Annotated in this window: 18 protein-coding genes; 4 read left to right on the plus strand and 14 right to left on the minus strand. The window is 39.0% G+C overall.

What is annotated here, in order from left to right:
- Window positions 1–276: 276 nt before the first annotated feature.
- From SRRS_RS26110 to SRRS_RS26145, 8 genes are all read right to left on the minus strand, one after another.
- Entirely contained in the window at window positions 277–1,356 is a 1,080-nt protein-coding gene (locus tag SRRS_RS26110; RefSeq protein ID WP_371364600.1) for an NADH:flavin oxidoreductase, read from the minus strand.
- 243 nt (window positions 1,357–1,599) lie between these two features.
- Complete coding sequence (locus SRRS_RS26115) at window positions 1,600–2,640, minus strand: hypothetical protein (RefSeq protein WP_371364602.1); 1,041 nt, start codon at window positions 2,638–2,640, stop codon at window positions 1,600–1,602.
- 249 nt (window positions 2,641–2,889) lie between these two features.
- Window positions 2,890–3,429, minus strand: coding sequence for a nitroreductase family protein (locus SRRS_RS26120; RefSeq protein WP_371364604.1), 540 nt, complete (start codon window positions 3,427–3,429; stop codon window positions 2,890–2,892).
- A 161-nt stretch (window positions 3,430–3,590) separates the two neighbouring features.
- Entirely contained in the window at window positions 3,591–4,892 is a 1,302-nt protein-coding gene (locus tag SRRS_RS26125; RefSeq protein ID WP_371364606.1) for a M18 family aminopeptidase, read from the minus strand.
- Between the two features lie 349 nt (window positions 4,893–5,241).
- Window positions 5,242–5,694: an N-acetyltransferase family protein gene (locus tag SRRS_RS26130; protein WP_371364608.1), complete on the minus strand. Its 453-nt coding sequence runs from the start codon at window positions 5,692–5,694 to the stop codon at window positions 5,242–5,244.
- 151 nt (window positions 5,695–5,845) lie between these two features.
- On the minus strand, window positions 5,846–6,964 hold the full coding sequence (locus SRRS_RS26135) for a M20/M25/M40 family metallo-hydrolase (RefSeq protein ID WP_371364609.1): 1,119 nt from the start codon (window positions 6,962–6,964) through the stop codon (window positions 5,846–5,848).
- Between the two features lie 457 nt (window positions 6,965–7,421).
- Entirely contained in the window at window positions 7,422–8,060 is a 639-nt protein-coding gene (locus SRRS_RS26140; RefSeq protein WP_371364610.1) for an N-acetylmuramoyl-L-alanine amidase, read from the minus strand.
- A gap of 170 nt (window positions 8,061–8,230) precedes the next feature.
- The gene (locus tag SRRS_RS26145; RefSeq protein ID WP_371364612.1) at window positions 8,231–8,581 is read right to left on the minus strand and encodes a winged helix-turn-helix transcriptional regulator; all 351 of its coding nucleotides are present in this window, start codon (window positions 8,579–8,581) and stop codon (window positions 8,231–8,233) included.
- A 212-nt stretch (window positions 8,582–8,793) separates the two neighbouring features.
- On the opposite strand from SRRS_RS26145, the gene SRRS_RS26150 reads away from it, so the two are divergent.
- The gene (locus SRRS_RS26150; RefSeq protein ID WP_371364614.1) at window positions 8,794–9,507 is read left to right on the plus strand and encodes an SDR family oxidoreductase; all 714 of its coding nucleotides are present in this window, start codon (window positions 8,794–8,796) and stop codon (window positions 9,505–9,507) included.
- Window positions 9,508–9,760: 253 nt separating this feature from the next.
- Here SRRS_RS26150 and SRRS_RS26155 read toward each other — a convergent pair whose 3' ends face one another.
- Window positions 9,761–11,560, minus strand: a complete 1,800-nt coding sequence (locus tag SRRS_RS26155; RefSeq protein ID WP_371364616.1) for a methyl-accepting chemotaxis protein — start codon at window positions 11,558–11,560, stop codon at window positions 9,761–9,763.
- A gap of 378 nt (window positions 11,561–11,938) precedes the next feature.
- Here SRRS_RS26155 and SRRS_RS26160 point away from each other — a divergent pair, with 378 nt between their 5' ends.
- On the plus strand, window positions 11,939–12,490 hold the full coding sequence (locus SRRS_RS26160) for a hypothetical protein (protein WP_371364618.1): 552 nt from the start codon (window positions 11,939–11,941) through the stop codon (window positions 12,488–12,490).
- A gap of 262 nt (window positions 12,491–12,752) precedes the next feature.
- Here SRRS_RS26160 and SRRS_RS26165 read toward each other — a convergent pair whose 3' ends face one another.
- Entirely contained in the window at window positions 12,753–13,436 is a 684-nt protein-coding gene (locus SRRS_RS26165; RefSeq protein WP_371364620.1) for an LrgB family protein, read from the minus strand.
- Between the two features lie 2 nt (window positions 13,437–13,438).
- Complete coding sequence (locus SRRS_RS26170; RefSeq protein ID WP_371364622.1) at window positions 13,439–13,801, minus strand: CidA/LrgA family protein; 363 nt, start codon at window positions 13,799–13,801, stop codon at window positions 13,439–13,441.
- Window positions 13,802–14,374: 573 nt separating this feature from the next.
- On the opposite strand from SRRS_RS26170, the gene SRRS_RS26175 reads away from it, so the two are divergent.
- On the plus strand, window positions 14,375–14,665 hold the full coding sequence (locus SRRS_RS26175; protein ID WP_371364624.1) for a hypothetical protein: 291 nt from the start codon (window positions 14,375–14,377) through the stop codon (window positions 14,663–14,665).
- A 528-nt stretch (window positions 14,666–15,193) separates the two neighbouring features.
- Here SRRS_RS26175 and SRRS_RS26180 read toward each other — a convergent pair.
- Window positions 15,194–15,886, minus strand: a complete 693-nt coding sequence (locus tag SRRS_RS26180; protein ID WP_371364626.1) for an SDR family NAD(P)-dependent oxidoreductase — start codon at window positions 15,884–15,886, stop codon at window positions 15,194–15,196.
- 90 nt (window positions 15,887–15,976) lie between these two features.
- On the opposite strand from SRRS_RS26180, the gene SRRS_RS26185 reads away from it, so the two are divergent.
- Window positions 15,977–16,360 (plus strand): MerR family transcriptional regulator, encoded by a 384-nt coding sequence (locus tag SRRS_RS26185; protein WP_371364628.1) that lies wholly within the window; start codon window positions 15,977–15,979, stop codon window positions 16,358–16,360.
- Between the two features lie 140 nt (window positions 16,361–16,500).
- Here the strand turns inward: SRRS_RS26185 and SRRS_RS26190 are convergent, their stop codons facing one another.
- Both SRRS_RS26190 and SRRS_RS26195 read right to left on the minus strand, forming a co-directional pair.
- Window positions 16,501–16,623, minus strand: a complete 123-nt coding sequence (locus SRRS_RS26190) for a hypothetical protein (RefSeq protein WP_371364629.1) — start codon at window positions 16,621–16,623, stop codon at window positions 16,501–16,503.
- Window positions 16,624–16,880: 257 nt separating this feature from the next.
- Window positions 16,881–17,459, minus strand: coding sequence for a hypothetical protein (locus SRRS_RS26195; protein ID WP_371364631.1), 579 nt, complete (start codon window positions 17,457–17,459; stop codon window positions 16,881–16,883).
- Between the last annotated feature and the right edge of the window lie 54 nt (window positions 17,460–17,513).

Genomic DNA, 17,513 nt, shown 5'->3' on the forward strand with positions numbered 1-17,513 from the left:
CCTCCTGCCTATTAGCTTGCCTGCCACCAGGGAAAGACTCACTAGGACAGTTCCGCTGAGTCAGATATGTGTAGATGCTATTCCCTACTTTGTGATAATTCCCACAAAACAACAAAACTCCTGCCTATTTCATATAAAATTAGCAGGAGTTTCTTCTTTTTGTTTTTTTATTTGAAGTATTGCATCAAAATGGCGGGGCAATAAGGAGAGCCATTGCGATCCCCGTTGTTTATTTATTGACTTTTTCAGTGGTTTCGGACCTGTTCCCTTGACATATTATAAAAAAACACATTTCATTTCTTTACCACTATGACATACTCCACATGAAATGCACTTCGCCCTTTTTAACTCTCCTTGTTGCCATCGCGTAATTAGATTATTTTCACATATTAAGGGGCGCGACAATGCAAAATATTCAATTCTCGTCTGATTTAGAATATTCGTCATAGAATGAAACTCCCGATTGCCGCCTACTAATATCACCGGAGCATTAACGATTTGAGCAATTTCCGCAGCATACGTTTTAAAATAAGATTCTTGCTCCATTTTGGATATTTGTCGTATTGATCCTTCATTTGGTCTTGAAGATGCGCAACCTCCACTGACCTCAACTGCATCAATACCTAATTCAGCCAGTTTTTTGCAAAGATACTTACAGTCTTCAAAGGTCGCTCCTTTTTCCATAAAATCTTCACTATTAACTTTAACTATGATGGGATATTCAAAACCTACCTTTTCCCGTATTGCTGTATACGTTTCTAAAATCATTCTTGCACGGTTTTCAATACAGCCACCATACTCATCGCATCTTTCATTATAATAAGGACTCAGGAACTGGCTTAAAAGATAACCGTGAGCCACATGGAGCTGAATACCGTCAAAGTCTGCTTGCTTTGCCCTTAATGCAGCAGCGGCAAAGGCGCTTTGAACAAATTTAATATCTTCTTGAGTCATTTCTTGTGATTGTACGGAAGTCGCCAAATTTACTTTGGCACTTGGTCCCCATATCACCTTTTTATCGGAATTTAAAATCGTTTGCGACCCGCCGTAGACGATTTGCAAAATTAGATTGACTCCATATCGGTGAACGGTTTTAGTTAACTGTTTATACTCATTAATAAACGAGTCGTCATGAATTGCCATCACACCTGGCACCATATTTTCAAGATTTGATATATATGCAGAGCCAGTAATAATAGTACCTACTCCGCTCTTTGCCAAATCTTCATACATTGCAAGTAATTGCGGCGTTATATGTCCTTCCTCGCCGGCCAAGTTTTCACAAGTAGCTGATCGTATAAATCGATTTTTCATGAGGAGCTTGCTTAAAGATGTTTGGTCAAATAGATTTTTCATCGTTTTACCTCCATTAACCTAAACCCGCATTATTCCTAAAAACAACCGTTAAATCGAGGTCTATAGATATGCCAAGTTCCCATTTTGTTCGAGTTCTTCCTTTTTGTCGAGGCTAATTGAATGGTTCGATTAAAAGAAGCTAAAAACAGCTTATATATTTGTAAAAGTAAGCTTCTGCAATAACGTATAAGCCGTTCTTTTCGTAAACAGATATTATATGGTTACATTGTTATTACCCCTTTATCAATCGACCGTTGGAGTGAAATCAACCTTTATCAATTTCGCCATTAGAATAAATACATTTTTCTTATACCAGTCATATTCTGCAACAGGTGCATAAAAATAAAAATAACATTTAAATGAAGGATTTTCTGGTGAGCTGAATGACATTGCCATTACTTTGGCTTGAACCCCATTCATAGGTTGGTTCTGGTTACGAACCGCCTCATACATATCTGCTTTCATTCCAGAATCTGTTGTAAATGTACTAATTTTAGTTATATCATGACATCGTGATGGCTCTTCTTGCCAATAATCCTGATGGGAATTGAGCGATATACCCGTATGTCCGGATTTATCCGAAATATGCGAAAATATAGCTCCTGGCCATACATCACTCGCCGCTTCCCATTTTTTCGGCATCTTCATACTCAAAATATGTTTTGTAGGAAGGCTATCATTTTTCAAATAACTCAACATTTCAAAGGTTACTTCCCGCCATTCAATTGTTGAGTCATTTCTAATATCATAATTTAATGCATTAGAGTTGCTTTGAGTAGTATCAATCTGTTTTGTATTTGAACCCGTATTTGCTGGACTGTTATTTGATGAAGGTTGATTATTTGCAGTCGGGGCAGGTGTTTGATTACCAATAATCGTGACTGAATCTCCATTTGCTATCTCCATAACCCGTTTGATAACCGCGTCATTTGGACTGACTTTAGTCCAGGGGGTTGTTTGTAAGCTGTACTTATGTTGTTCTAATAATTTGCGATTTATGTCGTAATATGCGTGATTAACGCCCCTCCACTCAGATGTGCGTGGCATATATGCGATGGTTTCTAACTCAAAGGCACGGTTTTGATAGTACGGGGCAGAAAAATCGGTTCTTTCTACAAAGAAAATTATATCTCCCTCTGGTGGTTTGGCGACGTTGTTTGTATCTAAATAAATATTAGGTGCGTCAGGGTATATTCGTTCCCAATTCTGAGGGGCTGCTAAAGCTGGAATAGTGAAAGATAATATAAATAAAATTAGCAATCCTGCTTTTAAAAAACGTTTCATTATTAACAACCACTTCCTTTTTTTATAATTATATAATTGTTCTGCCAAGTTAACCCAATATCCTTTAGTATATTTATTTGTGCGTCTAATCGAAAAAAAGAGCCTTTTTTGTAAAAACTGCCCCCGCCAATTATTGATATTGAAATATAAAAAAGGAGAATTAGCCGTGGTTACACCATGGCTAATTCTCCTTTTTCCTGAAGTCTTTTAAGAATTTCTTTAATTACTCCACTTTAGCTATTCGTTTACCTACCACTGTTCATAATGTAGTATCTCTTCCATCTTTTTACGAGGGCGAGACATTGGCTGCTCATCTGGATAACCAAGGGTAATGATACCCACTACATATTTATCTGTAGGAATGTTTAGCACGGGTCTAATTGTACTTTGCGTAAACCAAGCAACCCAACAAGAACCTAATCCTAAACTAGTAGCAGTGAGTAGAATATGTTCTGTTGCAATAGAAGTGTCTCTTATAATTTGCTTAACCTCTTCTTCCGGGCTATTTTCTTCTAAAATAAGCTCAACTTCTTCTTTTATTCTTGAACGAATATCTGCGATACATACAATAAAAACTGGAGCCGTTACCATCCATTTTTGATTATGAGATACTTCCGATATTTTTTGTTTGATCACTTTATCTTTTACAACAATAAAGTGCCAAGGCTGGGTATTACTTCCTGATGGTGCCAACCTTGCACTCTCAATCAGCCGAAGAATATTCTTGTCCGATACAGCATCCTCTTTATATTTTCTAATACTTCTTCGCATTTCAATTGATTTTATCATAACGCATTCTCCTTTCATTTAGGCCTTTCCATCCATCCTAAAGGGGCAATTGGAATTTCTCTTTTTAAATATTTTCCCTAACTACTCTGCATGGATTACCATATGCAATCTTATTAGCTGCCGCACTTAGTGCCACAGCCACTTTTCGTCCCTATTGATTTTTATAATTTGTAAAATTCTTCAAAGGATGTAGTGATAAAGGTATGATCTAATACTCCTGCTAATTCTCTTACGGAGTGCATGGCAAGTATAGGGTTTCCTAGATCTACAGAACGTATATCTAAATGAGTGGAGGAAATAGGTCCTATGGTAGAGCCGCCTTTTAAATCAGATCGGTTGACAAACTTCTGCACAGGAACGTTTGCCTTTTTGCAGATTTCTTCATAAACTGCATCCGAGTTACTATCGGTGGTATAACTTTGGTTTGCGCTAATTTTAATAACAGGTCCCTTATTGAGAAACGGTCTATGTACGGGATCATGTTTATCCCCAATATTGGGATGAACAGCATGAGCTAGATCTGCTGATATCATGAACGATTTCGCAAGAGCTCTGAAGAAATCCTCCCTCCCTTTCCCATGAGAAATCACGATTCTTTCTAATACGTTAGAAAGAAATTGAGAATCTCCGCCTTGTTTCGTTCTACTTCCTACTTCTTCATTATCAAAGGCAATCATAACATTTGTTGCTTCTACTGCCGGTACTCTAATGAGTGCTTCTATTCCTGCATGGACCATCGCTAAATCATCGAGTCTTCCCGAGGATATAAATTCATTATTAAGTCCGATGATACTTCCTTTTTCATATTCATAAAGGAATAAATCAAAATCGATAATAGTAGACGCATCTACGTTTAGTTCTTCTGCAATAGCATTTAGCAGATAGTTGCCCTTCTCAAAACTTTCATTTATATGAGCCATAAGCGGTAGCATATCTTTTTGCTCATTCAGTTCTACCCCTTTATTGATTTCCCGGTTCATATGGATAGCAAGGTTAGGGATAATAAGGATTGGTTCTTTGATATTCACAAGTCTCGTTTCTGGAAATAATATATCTTCGCTGCGTACGGTAATTCTTCCAGCTACCCCTAGTGGTCGATCCAACCAAGTATTTAATATGGGTCCACCATATACTTCTGTGTTAAGTCGAATGTAGCTACCCTCACTTGCCATCTCTGGTGATGGTTTAATTCTAAAGGTTGGCGAATCCGTATGTGCCCCGATAATTTTGAAGCCACACTCCTCAATATTTCCCATACCTAAGATAAATGCAGCAATTGCCGAATCATTCTTTGTTACAAAAAATTTACCACCTTTTTCAAGGTTCCATTTGCTCGCTTCCTTAAGTTCCCTAAATCCGCAATTAGTTAACATGTTCTTCACAGTACTCACCGCATGAAAAGCTGTTGGACTTTCATAAATAAAATCAATAAGTTGCTGTGCAAATTTTAATTCTTTCGTCATTCTTATCCCCCCAAACTCAACTAAAAGAAAACGAATCGCGAGGACGGTTCCGTCGAACCAATACACACCCCTATTCCCTATATTGAAATATTTGCTACACAAACCCAAACTCCTGCCAAATTAATACAAATTTAACAAAAGTTTCTTTCGTTGCCATCCCTATGTATCCTTCCGGTTCTCTGTATCACTGGTTACGACGAAAAAAGGCAATGAGGTCTTCCCTCATTGCCCACATATATAGAAACACTAGTCCTAGCCAACATTTTCAATATAGCTTTTGTTCATCTCGCACCGATAAATAGTATACGGTATAGCCTGAACCCTTTTGGAGTTTAACTTGTTTTACGATTCACTTTTTCTGTAAAGCAATTAAGTTGGTTCTGTTCCATTGCATTTTATCGTAAAATTTGAGCCCACTGCTATTATTACAGTCAGCCAGTAAATCTAACCGTTTCACACCTTGACTTACAGCCCATTCTTCCAACGCACTAATCATTTTTCTCCCAATCCTCAAACCACGGTATTCCTTCGCAACCACAACATCTTCTACGATAGCCTTCCACCCGCCCTCAGCTGTTGATACCAATAGTTGAGCTGAGCACATACCGATAACTTTCTGCTGATATTCCGCTACGAGCAGGTAACGTCCATCTGGATGCTCTAAGAACATTTCCAGCCCGCGCCGTTGTTTAGCCTCATCGATTAGAAAATCCTTCTCTACCGAAAATAGTAGTGATATTAGCCCCACCATGGCGTTGATATCTTCTGGTTGAGCTTTTCGCAAAATAATATCAGTAACCATTTTTCAACCTTCCTCGCGATTTAAAAGTGTACCTTGTCACATTGCAATCTCTAATTTGACATAGGCATTTCCCCGTGTAATTTTTTTGGTTTTTCCTTGATTTAGCGAACTGGATTCTTATATTGAAAATATTGTGTAATGCTTTCTTGAGCTATGCTTCTTTTACTATTTCAACTACCATTCTAACTGAATTCATTAAATCATCAATAGAGATACATTCCTCTAATGTATGGGCGTTTTTCATGCCTACACCTAAGTTAACTGCTTTTAGCCCCTTTGCATTGAATATATTAGTATCACTTCCACCACCTGATGAAACAGCTTTATATTCTATATTCATGTTAGAGAATACGTTCTTTAACATACTAACTATTTCATCATTTTCATCTATACAAAAAGCTTCATAGATTCTTTCCGTTTTTATTTCGACTTCTGCACCAAAATCTACAGCAGCTTCCTTGAAAGTATCTACCATATGTTGAGTTTGCGCATCTAACTTTGCATTATCTAAGCTCCTAGCTGCTGCTACTATTTCCAAATCTGGCATCACTATATTGGTAGCAATACCACCCTTTATAGTACCTATATTTGCTGTAGTTTCCGCATCTATTCTTAATAACTTCATTCTTTCTATAGCTCTAGCTGCAACCATAACAGCACTTATTCCGTTTTCTGGACAGAAACCTGCATGAGCCGGTTTACCCTTAATTTTAACTACTATCCTATCTTGTGCTGGAGCCTTAACTACTATTTGTCCAGGTGCTCCATCACTATCTAAAACGAAAGCAAAATCCGGATTTATAGTAGAGTAATCTAAGTATTTAGCCCCAAGCAGTCCTCCTTCTTCCAAGATTGAGAATACTATTTGTATATCACTATGCTCTATACGATTCTCCTTTATTATTCTCATAGCTTCTAATATAGCGGCTATACCACCTTTGTCATCAGAACCTAAGACTGTAGTTCCATCACTTCTTATGACACCGTTTATCTCGTCTATAATAGGCTTTATACCTTCGCCGGGACTAACTGTATCCATATGGGAACTAAATAATACAGTCTTTCCTGGTCTATTTCCCTTTAATATTGCTATAACATTACCAGTTTCTCCACCTGATATAGATCCAGCATTATCTACACGTACATCAAAGCCTAATTGTTCTAACTTGTATATTAGAGCTTTAGCTACAGCACCTTCTCTAGAGCTTGGACTATCTATTTGTACCAATTCTATAAACTCGCCAATCAATCTTTGCTTATTTATCATCATATATACCTCCTAAAAAAGTTACTTTTTTTCATTAGAATTGAACGCTTTTATCATCCCCATTGCCTCAATCTCCTCTAAAAAGTTCTTATTACGGCTTCTCAATAAAGCAATCATACAATTAAAATGGACTTATAAGAAGTGCCAATTTGTGTTTCATCACAGGATACAGTTTAGTTGTCACGAGGACGGGGTTATCGACACCATTTTTTAACCAATCACGGAGAATGAATCAAGTGACGGTTCTTGGACTCATAGGAGGACTAGGGGACGGCGGTGGGAGTCCGCGGAAAATTTTAAAAAGGCAATGAGGTCTGCCCTCATTGCCCACATATATAGAAACACTAGTCCTAGCCAACATTTTCAATATAGCTTTTGTTCATCTCGCACCAATAAATAGTATACAGTATAGAATAGCAACAATGGCATACTGCGACTATAATGTAGCAGCAGAACAGGATTATCGGCACAGAAAGTAGTTAAGGATGCCCTTTGCAATGCCGCGAGCTAATAGATTTTGATAGGAGTTATTCATAAGACGTAATGCTTCTGCAGGATTGGATAAATACCCCATTTCAATTAATGCTGATGGCACGTCGTTATGAACGAGTACATAAAAATTGGCCGGGCTAACACCATTATCAACTACGCAGATTTCATTTACTAAAGAAGTTTGGATAGCAGAAGCAAGACCAGAAGACCGTCCTTCCGGGAAATAACTGGTAACACCTTTAAGGTTAATATTTGGAACATCGTCAACATGCAGGCTTACGAAAATATCAGCGCCAGAGTTTTTAGCAACATCTACTCTGGCTTGGAGATCGGCGTCAAGAGTCGAGCCCTCTGGCGCTAGGTTAACGTCACGTTTCCGCGTCATAATGACTTTAGCGCCTAATCTGGCTAGTTTTTTTCGCACTTTAAGAGCGACCGACAAATTAATATCAGATTCCCGAAACCCATAGTGTACACCCCCCGAATAAATGCCACCATGACCAGGGTCGAGAACAACAATTTTATTCAATAATGGTTTTGATACTCCACCACAGCCACTGTAGCATTCGCCGATGTTTTTTTGATTATAGTCATCACAGTATAACATTTTATTCCCTCCAATATGCACCTTGCTATATATTATGTTAAAGGGCATAAAGAGGTTCCGGCAGCCGGCACCATGCGTGTAGTCTGTTGAAGGGACACGGGGACCAATAGCAGCCTACAATTCCGTTAAGGGTTGATATGGCTGCTGTTTTTTAATTCTCTATTTTCGAGTTAATCTTTATCCTGTAAATAAAGCCCGAATCGTTTTAACTCAACAAAAACGCCCTCCAGGCGCTTTCCCTTTTCTGTTAAAGTATATTCAACTCGCGGAGGAACTTCAGGAAACACCTTTCGCTCCAATATACCATGTTCCTCCAACTCTCTAAGACGCAAAGACAAAGTTTTCGGGCTTATCCCTTCCATGGATTTCCGCAATTCGCTAAATCTCATTGTTTTTTCGATGAGTAAGTCTCGAATAATCAAAAATGTCCATTTAGTACCAATCACATCAAGTGTTTTGGCAATGGGGCATGGTTCACCCGGGATTCCTTTTGTTAGCACGACCGTCTTAAATTCCTTCATCACGATATCCTCCAAATAAATTGTCTATTAAAGCAATTATATCACATAAGTATACTTAGGGAAACTATATGAAATAAATAACACTACTTCCAAAAATAAATTTTTGAAAGTACAATGTAATTGACAAAGTTCATTATTGAAAAAAGTAACAACTTCCCCTGTTTTTGCTAATCAGGGGAAAGGACACCACAAAATTACAAGGAGGAATAACCATGTTACAGAACAAAAAAATTATCCTTATCGGCGGAAGCTCTGGCATCGGCTTTGAAACAGCAAAACAGGTCATTGACCAAGGGGCGAAAGTAATTATTGCCAGCCGGTCCGAAGAAAAATTACAAAGCGCTAAAGCTAAACTGGGGCACGACACAGAAGCCTATATTCTGGATACTTCGCAAGAACATCAAGTCCAGACTTTCTTTGAAAAGATCGGTCATTTCGACCATCTTGTAGTAAGTGCTGCGGAAACCTCCGGCGGTTCGTTTCTGCAAATGGATACTGCTCACGCTCGCCAGCTATTTGAAAACAAATTCTGGGGTCAATATTTTGCCGTAAAATATGGTGCACCCAAGATTTCCCCTCAGGGTTCTATCGTATTGTTTTCTGGAATTGTTGCCTACAAATCTATGGTCGGTTCATCCGCCCTCGGTGCAGTTAACGCTGCCATTTCCAGTCTCGGTCAAACTTTAGCGCTGGAACTTGCTCCAATACGCGTTAATATCGTTTCCCCCGGCATAATCGACACTCCTTCCCGCAGCAAAATGACAGAAGAAGCACGCACTTCTTTCTACAATACCATAGCAAATAAGCTTCCAGTAAAACGGATAGGCAATGCAGAAGATGTGGCACAGGGGGTACTGTATCTGTTGCAGAACAGTTTCATCACCGGGACTATTCTGCATGTTGAGGGTGGTCACATGTTGATTTGACGAAAATCCATGTACAAGTGGGAACAATTCTTATTTGCCTGAACACTACTCATAGAAACAGAGGGATAGATTAGAAAGTTACACCCAACAAAACCAATCTCCTGCCAAATTAATACAAATTTGGCAGGAGATTCTTTTCTGTTACTTTTATTCAATTTATTGCCGCAAATCATTCGCGCCTACTTCGGTTCTGTAAGAGTCCATTATGCGTTCGCTTCTCTGGCCAACATTCAGAAAAGGAATCGCAGAGTCACTAAAGTTTAAACCGATCTACCCATTTATTCAATTCATCAGCCACACCGGCAAGAGCAATGCTTGATGCAGTGATCTCTTGAATCGAGGCAGATTGTTCTTCAGTAGCTGAAGATATTTGTGCGGTTTCAAGCGAAATATTTTTCGAAATTTCTTCGACTTCCTGTACAGTTTTTTCAGCATTCTGACTGGCATTGGCTGTATCTTGCATTTGTTCAATCGTCTTACTAATTTCTTCTAGCATGGTTGTAACGAGAAGGGAAATCTCTTTAAAGGATTGCCCTGCGTGTTGAACTACTTTCGTACCTGTTTGGACTTCTTTGGTCCCTACATCCATTGCTTCTATTGCTTTTTTGGCATCTATATTAATTACACTAATCAGGTTCGTGATTTGTTTAGACGCATCGTTGGCTTGTTCAGCAAGCTGTCTTACTTCATCAGCAACGACAGCGAACCCCCGGCCCTGCTCGCCAGCCCGGGCCGCTTCAATGGCCGCATTTAAAGCCAGCAAATTCGTTTGCGAAGCAATTTTTGAAATACTTTCTGCCATAACAGAAATTTGCTGAGATCGTTGTCCCAAATTTTTAACAACATCAGCAGAATTGATAACGGTGCGTTCAATCTGACTCATCTGGCTGATCGTTTGCTTAATATTCATTTCACCTACTCGTGCGGCTTGTGCAACTTCAGTTGATTTATCAGCCATGCTTTTAGAATTTGTAATCATCGTTGCCATTGCGGCAGAAGCTTCGTGCACAGCAACTGATGCATCTTTCGCCAATGACATTTGGCGAAATGCCCCATTGTCGACACTTCCTATTGAGCGGACGACGAGATCTGAAGTTTGAGCAGATTGTTCCATTCCTTTATGTAGTTGATCGGCCGTTTGGGCAACTTGCCCTGCATAATTTTTTGTTTGTTTGACCAAAGTACTTAAATTTTGCACCATTCCATTAAACGCTTGCGCTAAGTCTCCAATACTGTCTTTTGCTATAACATCAATCTGTCTGACATTAAGATTGCCCCTAGTTACTTCTTGAGCGATTTGAGCCATTGGCTTAATACGCCTTGTTATTTTGCTATTAATAAACAGCGAGGTAACAATGGCGAGTGCCAAAATAAATAAATAGGTTGAGACCGAAAAAATTAATTGTCTTGCTTGCTCATCATCTAATTGAGCTTTATAAACTTCAACCATTCTTTCTAAATCATCAACATAGTTGCCTGTTCCAATTGACCACTGCCATGGAGCAAATCCAGCGCTATAGGAACGCTTAGGCAAAGGGGTTTGCGTGGGATCAACATCTTTAGGACGTGGATAATAATATTCCGAATATCCACCTTCTGGTTTTTTGGCATTTTCAATAAAAGTTTTGACAAAATTGTTTCCCTTCGCATCTTTTGCTTCTATCCGGAGTTTTCCCTCAACAGCATTACCAGCACTTGAAGCAAGAAAAACACCAGTAAAAGTATCAGCCCAGAAAACACCGCTTTTGTCATCGCCATATCGAGCATCACGGACGATATTCAAAGCTAATTTTTTAGCTTCTTCCTCAGTCATTAGCCCTTTCTGCGAACGTTCATAATATGCACTAATTTGGTTAATGACGGTTTGGACTTGCTTTTTTATGCTTGCATCATAATCTGCAAATAGAACTTGCCGATAATTTTCTAAACGAGCCTCTTTCTGCTTATTTATTGAATAAGCTTCATATACCCCAAGTAACGTTGTCACGATAGTCATTATTAAAATCACTATAGCAATATCCTTATTTAGCTTAAACTTTACATTAGAAAACATGATCATTCTCCTCGTAAGCAAATTCGTGCTTTTTGCATTATCGCTGCCACCAAAAACATCTGCAATAGGACATTAAGCAACAGTTGATAATTTATCTCAAAAATACAAAATTTTTCTTCTTATATAATAATAATTCTTCTTATTATTAATTGTCAAGACTTTGCTATTTAATGGGAAGTAAAGGAACGCTCTTTTGGCTTCTCACGATGGGACGGTGGCATCGCCTTCCAGGCAGAAAGGACGATCTCATAATTATTGACAACTTGACTTGGCATATGCTACCATTCTACCAGAGAAAATTACGGTTTGATATCAAGGGTAATATCTTTATGCCTTAATTTTTCAATTAATTTGAATACACGAAGGAGTGGAGCAAAAATGCTAAAAGGATTCGCTAAGAGATGTGTCACTGTCAGTCTTTTAGTCTTGTTCATCTTTCCATTTTTCTGTACCAAGACCTATGCTTCTTTAGAGTTTGGTGCTAATACTTTAGGACTTTTTCTTGATTCATTTATGATTAAATCCGACTTTAAATTGCCTCAAGGGTTTCGTCATACCAAAGCAAGCGTAAATGGCAAAAAGAATGGCACAGAAACTACTGTGCATTATATAGGATACGTTAATGGTGATCTTACTGTTACGGTAGACAAGAAAACAAATAAAATAATTGAGGTTCGCATGTTTCAGCCACTCAGACTAAATAGACCCGGTGAGCCTGTCACTCCTAACAATATGAACAGAGTCTTTGATGCCTGGCTGCCAGCAGTAACTAGTCGCTATGGCGATCCAACAGAACTAACTATAAAACGGCCTTTTGGTACTAAAAATGCTAAATTTATGGAAGTAAATAAATACAAGTATAGTTTTACAGCGTTTAGCGGGGAACCCGCAGCTAGCGATGGTATTTCTCTTATTATTGAAGCACTCTAATTTTATAAAGCAACTTAATTAACGTTGCAGTCGTTGCGCAGCCCGTAAAACCTAAGGATAAAATATTGCTCAATCCAAAGGATATTGGAAGAGTAACCGGATAAAAAGAACGGTCAGCATTCTTATGATAATGCTGACCGTTCTTATATTTATATGGAAATTAGCCCTTATACTGAGATAGTGTCTATTACGTACATACCATCAGTGGCAAATACCAGTTTCCCCTCGTCTTCTCCTATATCCCAGAATTACAGAAAAGAAGTCAATCAACAAAACAGGCGATGAGTATAGGTGCTAGCACCGAAGTGAACACCCCGGCCAGAGACATAGCCACGCCGGCCATAGATCCTTGCTTCTCGCCTTCCAGGAGAGCCATTGCGGTCCCCTGGCCGTGTGAAACTGTCCCCATGGCCAGCCCGCGGGCCACAGGATCATAAATCTTAAACCAGGAAAGCAGGGTTAACCCAATTACTGAACCAAACGTTCCGGTAGCCACAACAAAAGCTACCGCTAAGGCAGAATTGCCGCCCGCCAGTTGCGCCACATCGACGGCAATAGGAATGGTGGAAGATTTCGGGATAATCGATACGATGATTTCTCTTGTTAAACCACCGGCCCTGGTAATGAACATCACGGTGGCCATGGAAATCAGTGTACCGATACCGACCCCCATGAAGATGGCAATACCGTATTGTTTCAACAAATGCCGGTTCCGGTACAACGGCACAGCCAGGGCAACCGTCGCCGGTCCAAGCAGAAAAGTCATGATGTCTTTCGCCGGAACATAAGCCTGATATGGTATTTTAGCCAAAACTAAAATTGCGATAATAGCTGCAGCACTCAACAGAACAATATTAATGAGCGGATTATTATACCTGAAATACAAATAGCGGCTCAACAGATACGCAGCAACAGTCATAATCACAAAAAAGACGGTAAGAGCCATATTCATTTCCCCTCTCTATGTAGCAGTTGTGTAATGATACCTACCGTAAAAAACGGTAAAACGGCTCCGACCAGCAAAGCGGCCGTCAATACTACAGCATGTTCATAAAATACTGCTCCCCACTCCATTAATCCGACAGCCACCGGAATAAAAAAGAATAACATATGTTTAAGTAAAAAATCGGCGGCCTCCTGAATGTAGCTAAGCTTTAAAATGCCACACGCTAAAAGTACAAACAGCAGGATCATGCCAAATACAGTACCGGGAATGGGTAATCCGGTAACGGTGGTGATTAGATTGCCCAGCCAGTAGATACACCACAAAATTGCCCCTTGTCCTATCATCTTGAGTAGTCTCAGCATCATGTTTTCATGTCTCCTTGCCAAATTTAAATCACTGAAGGGACAGATTCCCCATTTTGAAATATTTGCTACACAAACCCAAACTTCCTGCCAAATTAATACAAATTCTGCAGGAGCTTCTCTTTTTGTTACTTCTATTCGATTGACGTGTGCCGCCAAACTCAAAGTTATTTTTTAGCATATGCTGTACTCCGGTGGAATATAATGTATGTTATAATTATATCAATTATTTTCCAGTGAGTATGGCTATTTTGAAATGGCGGGTCGAGTTCTCGATGTGAATAGTGGCCAATACAATTATTCGTCTGTTCTCCCAGCAAAAATCAGGAACACCAAAGATCAACCATAGTGTTCTCTACAGGTTGGGGAATAATTGCAGAGCAAACCATGGTCGCGTTTGCTAAAGATTTCAAACTATCGATATAAACAAACCTTCCTTTATTAATGAATTTTTTTCTATACCCTTTGACTAATTTAGATTATCAAGCAGCCTAATAGTTAAATTGAAATATGAGTTTTTAACAGCCCATAAAGACTTACTATATGCTATAATAAGTAATTAAGGAGTGATTCATAGTGGAAGAATTACTAAAACAGCTACTTGAAGGCCAAAAACGCATTGAAACTAGACTTGATAGCGTCGAGACTAGACTTGAAAGCATCGAAACTAGACTTGATAGCGTCGAAGCTAAAATAGATGCCGAATTTAAAAATTCCAAAGAATCTGACGCGGCAATATTGGGCCTTATCGAAAAAACTTATAAAAAAGCGGAGCAAATTGACGCTATCGCCGACGATATAAATTATTTACTGCAACGTAACGCAAAACACGATAACGAACTGAGGGAACTTCGCAAAGTATTATAGCCAGGGGCTTGGCGTACGGGATGTTTCTTTTTCATCAACTTTTTGCTCTAATCCCTCTTGATATTGCTTGTTGGATTCGTGGGGATGGGGTTATCGAAATATTTTCCACTAAAACTTAAACTCCTGCTAAATTAATACAAATTTAGCAGGAGTTTTCTCTTTCTGCTACTTCTATTCGATTTATTGCAAATTGGGGGATTTTTAAAAGAATGCGGAAAAGCCGAGAACTAGCTCTGGTTTAGCAGAGCTAGTTCTTGTTTTTTTATATTCAATATCGTAATTGGCAGTTGGTTTTCATTTTTAGGTTCTCTTGCTCTTCAGTATACTTTTATATTGTTGCTCCCGCCCATAAATGACGAAACACTGACCTTTCGGCGGTATACTTACCAGCAAGTGGACATGATCTACCATAAGGTGTAGCCTTTGGGAAAAGGTGACTCTATGCAATGCAACAATTATTTATTTGGTTTTTAGGCTTTGGAGGTTTTTTGATGGCGTTTTTCAAAAACGTGTTAAAAAATTCATGAGTTACCACCTGACTGTTTTGCCAAAACGGTCGAGATATTGCAACCCTCGTCCCCCTTCTTGGGCAAGGATCGTATCAACAATGTCATGTATCACTTCTTCAATCGTGAATTTAGCATTTGACCCACCCATATCTGTTTTTACCCAACCCGGGGCAAGAAGTAATAATGCATAATCCTTCCCTCGACGTGCCGCAAAGCTTCTCATCAGCATATTGAGTGCCGCTTTACTTGCCCGATAGACTTCAAACTCCCCTTTCTCGTTGTCTGCGACGCTGCCCTGTCCAGACGACATGATACCAACTGTACCACCCAACCGAACATTTTCTGTAAACTGTTCTACTACTCGCATAGGGGAGAGCGAGTTTGTAACCATCACGTGCACAAATTCCTCTGTCGAGACTTCGCCAATTGTTTCATATCGTTCGTTAGTAATGCCCGCATTTACAAAAAGAAGATCAAAATTTCTACCGCTCAATCGGTTTTTGAGAGCTGCAATTTGGTTTGTTTCCGTAATGTCGACATGCTCGATTTCAAGGTGTTCCTGATGTTGCTCAGCGAGCGCGTGTACCTGCGTCCTTTTCTCATCACGAACTGTTCCTGTCACCTTCCATCCGCGCTCCAAAAGTTCTTGAACAATCGCCAAACCTAGTCCTCGTGATGCGCCAATGATTAGGGCTGATTTTTGCTTTGACATACTTTACTTCGCCTCCTTTTCATGATACGTTTACTGTAGTGCATTCGAGTAACACGAAGTCAAGCGTTTTTTTTAAAAGGAGTTAGAGAAATGTACACAGTCAAAGAAGTAGCTCAGAAACTAAATCTCACAGAGCATACCATCAGATTTTATACCGACAAGGGACTGGTACCGAACATACAACGCGACAAATATAACAATCGTCTTTTTGACGAAGAGTCTCTTAATTGGCTGATAAGGGTGAAGTATCTTAAGGATTGCGGTATGTCGATAAAGGACGTCAAGCACTTTGTTGATCTATACCTAGATGGAGATTCTTCCATTCTTCTCCGTTATGAAATTATTTTAAAATACAAGGAGATTGCACAGGAGCAGTTGGAGGAGGCAACGAGAAGAGTTGAATTTATGGAGAAAAAGGCGAAACGCTATCGTGAAATCATAAATCAAGTCATTTCGGACGATACAAATACATGATTTCCAAAACAAGATGAGTCAGGGGGACGGTGGTACCCTGCGTCTTTGACAATTAGGACTAGAGAATTTGTCCTTCCTAATTGATAAAAGTAAAAAGCTACCTTCTTTTTTAAAGGTAGCTTACAGTTAAATTCTATTTTTTAGGGAACAATCTGCTCAACTAATTCACAGGTTTCTGAGCAACTAGTGTCTTCACTGTCGCAACGTGATTCTTCACAAACCAGAACTTCCTCAATTTTAGAGTTATCATCTTTTTTATACATAGATCCCACCCCTTCCACTACCTATAGCGGTAGCTTATTCGCTATTAAAAATTCTTTATATAAACTTTTCAATAATGCTCACTTTTAAGTTTTCCATTATCTATACTAATTAATATTCATTATTAATTAGTAATTTAAATATACGCTAATTACTAATTAATGTCAATACTTTTTTAAAAAAAGTCTAAGGAGGGACGGAGGTAGTGTTCAGAAGACACTACCTCCGTTCCCTTCTTTAATGCCATCGCAACTCTACATTAATATTTTTTTTGCTCCTTTTTTAGCATATACGCTCTTCTTTCTCTATCTCTATCAACTACTTCTGTTAGTAACAATCCGGCTTCTTCATATTGGGGATCAATCTTAGAAACAGCCATTAAATGTTTTTTAGCCACTTCTAAATCTCCCCAGTTACCGTTGGCAGGATCATAATTTTCAGCCATAGCTTTTTTGGCTTCAGCAATGTGTTCAGTCGCCGTTAATTTAGTAAACTTTGCTTCTTGCTCGTGTTTAGCTTTCTCTAAATCCACTTTACTTTTCTGCACAGCCTGATCATATTGAACTTTTTCATATAGACTGACAAATTCATAACAAGTGATTGTACCTATAATTAAGGTTATAGGTACAATCACTATGAGAAATGCACGTTTGCCATTAATACTCGCGGGTGATCCAGGTGATGTGATTGGTGGTCGTGCAATTAAATAAAGCGGTAAATATACAAACGGAAGTAAAAGCGTGCCCCATCCCCACCAAGCTCGCTCGATAACCCCTCTATCTTTAGCGTTGCTGTATACCCATGCAGCAATTATGATGTTCAATATCAAAAAAAGCATAATATACCTCCGCTTGTATAATGTACCACTTAGGAGAAACCGCCTGTAGCGGCA

The sequence above is a fragment of the Sporomusa rhizae genome, assembly GCF_041428845.1.
Classification (GTDB): Bacteria; Bacillota; Negativicutes; order Sporomusales; family Sporomusaceae; genus Sporomusa; species Sporomusa rhizae.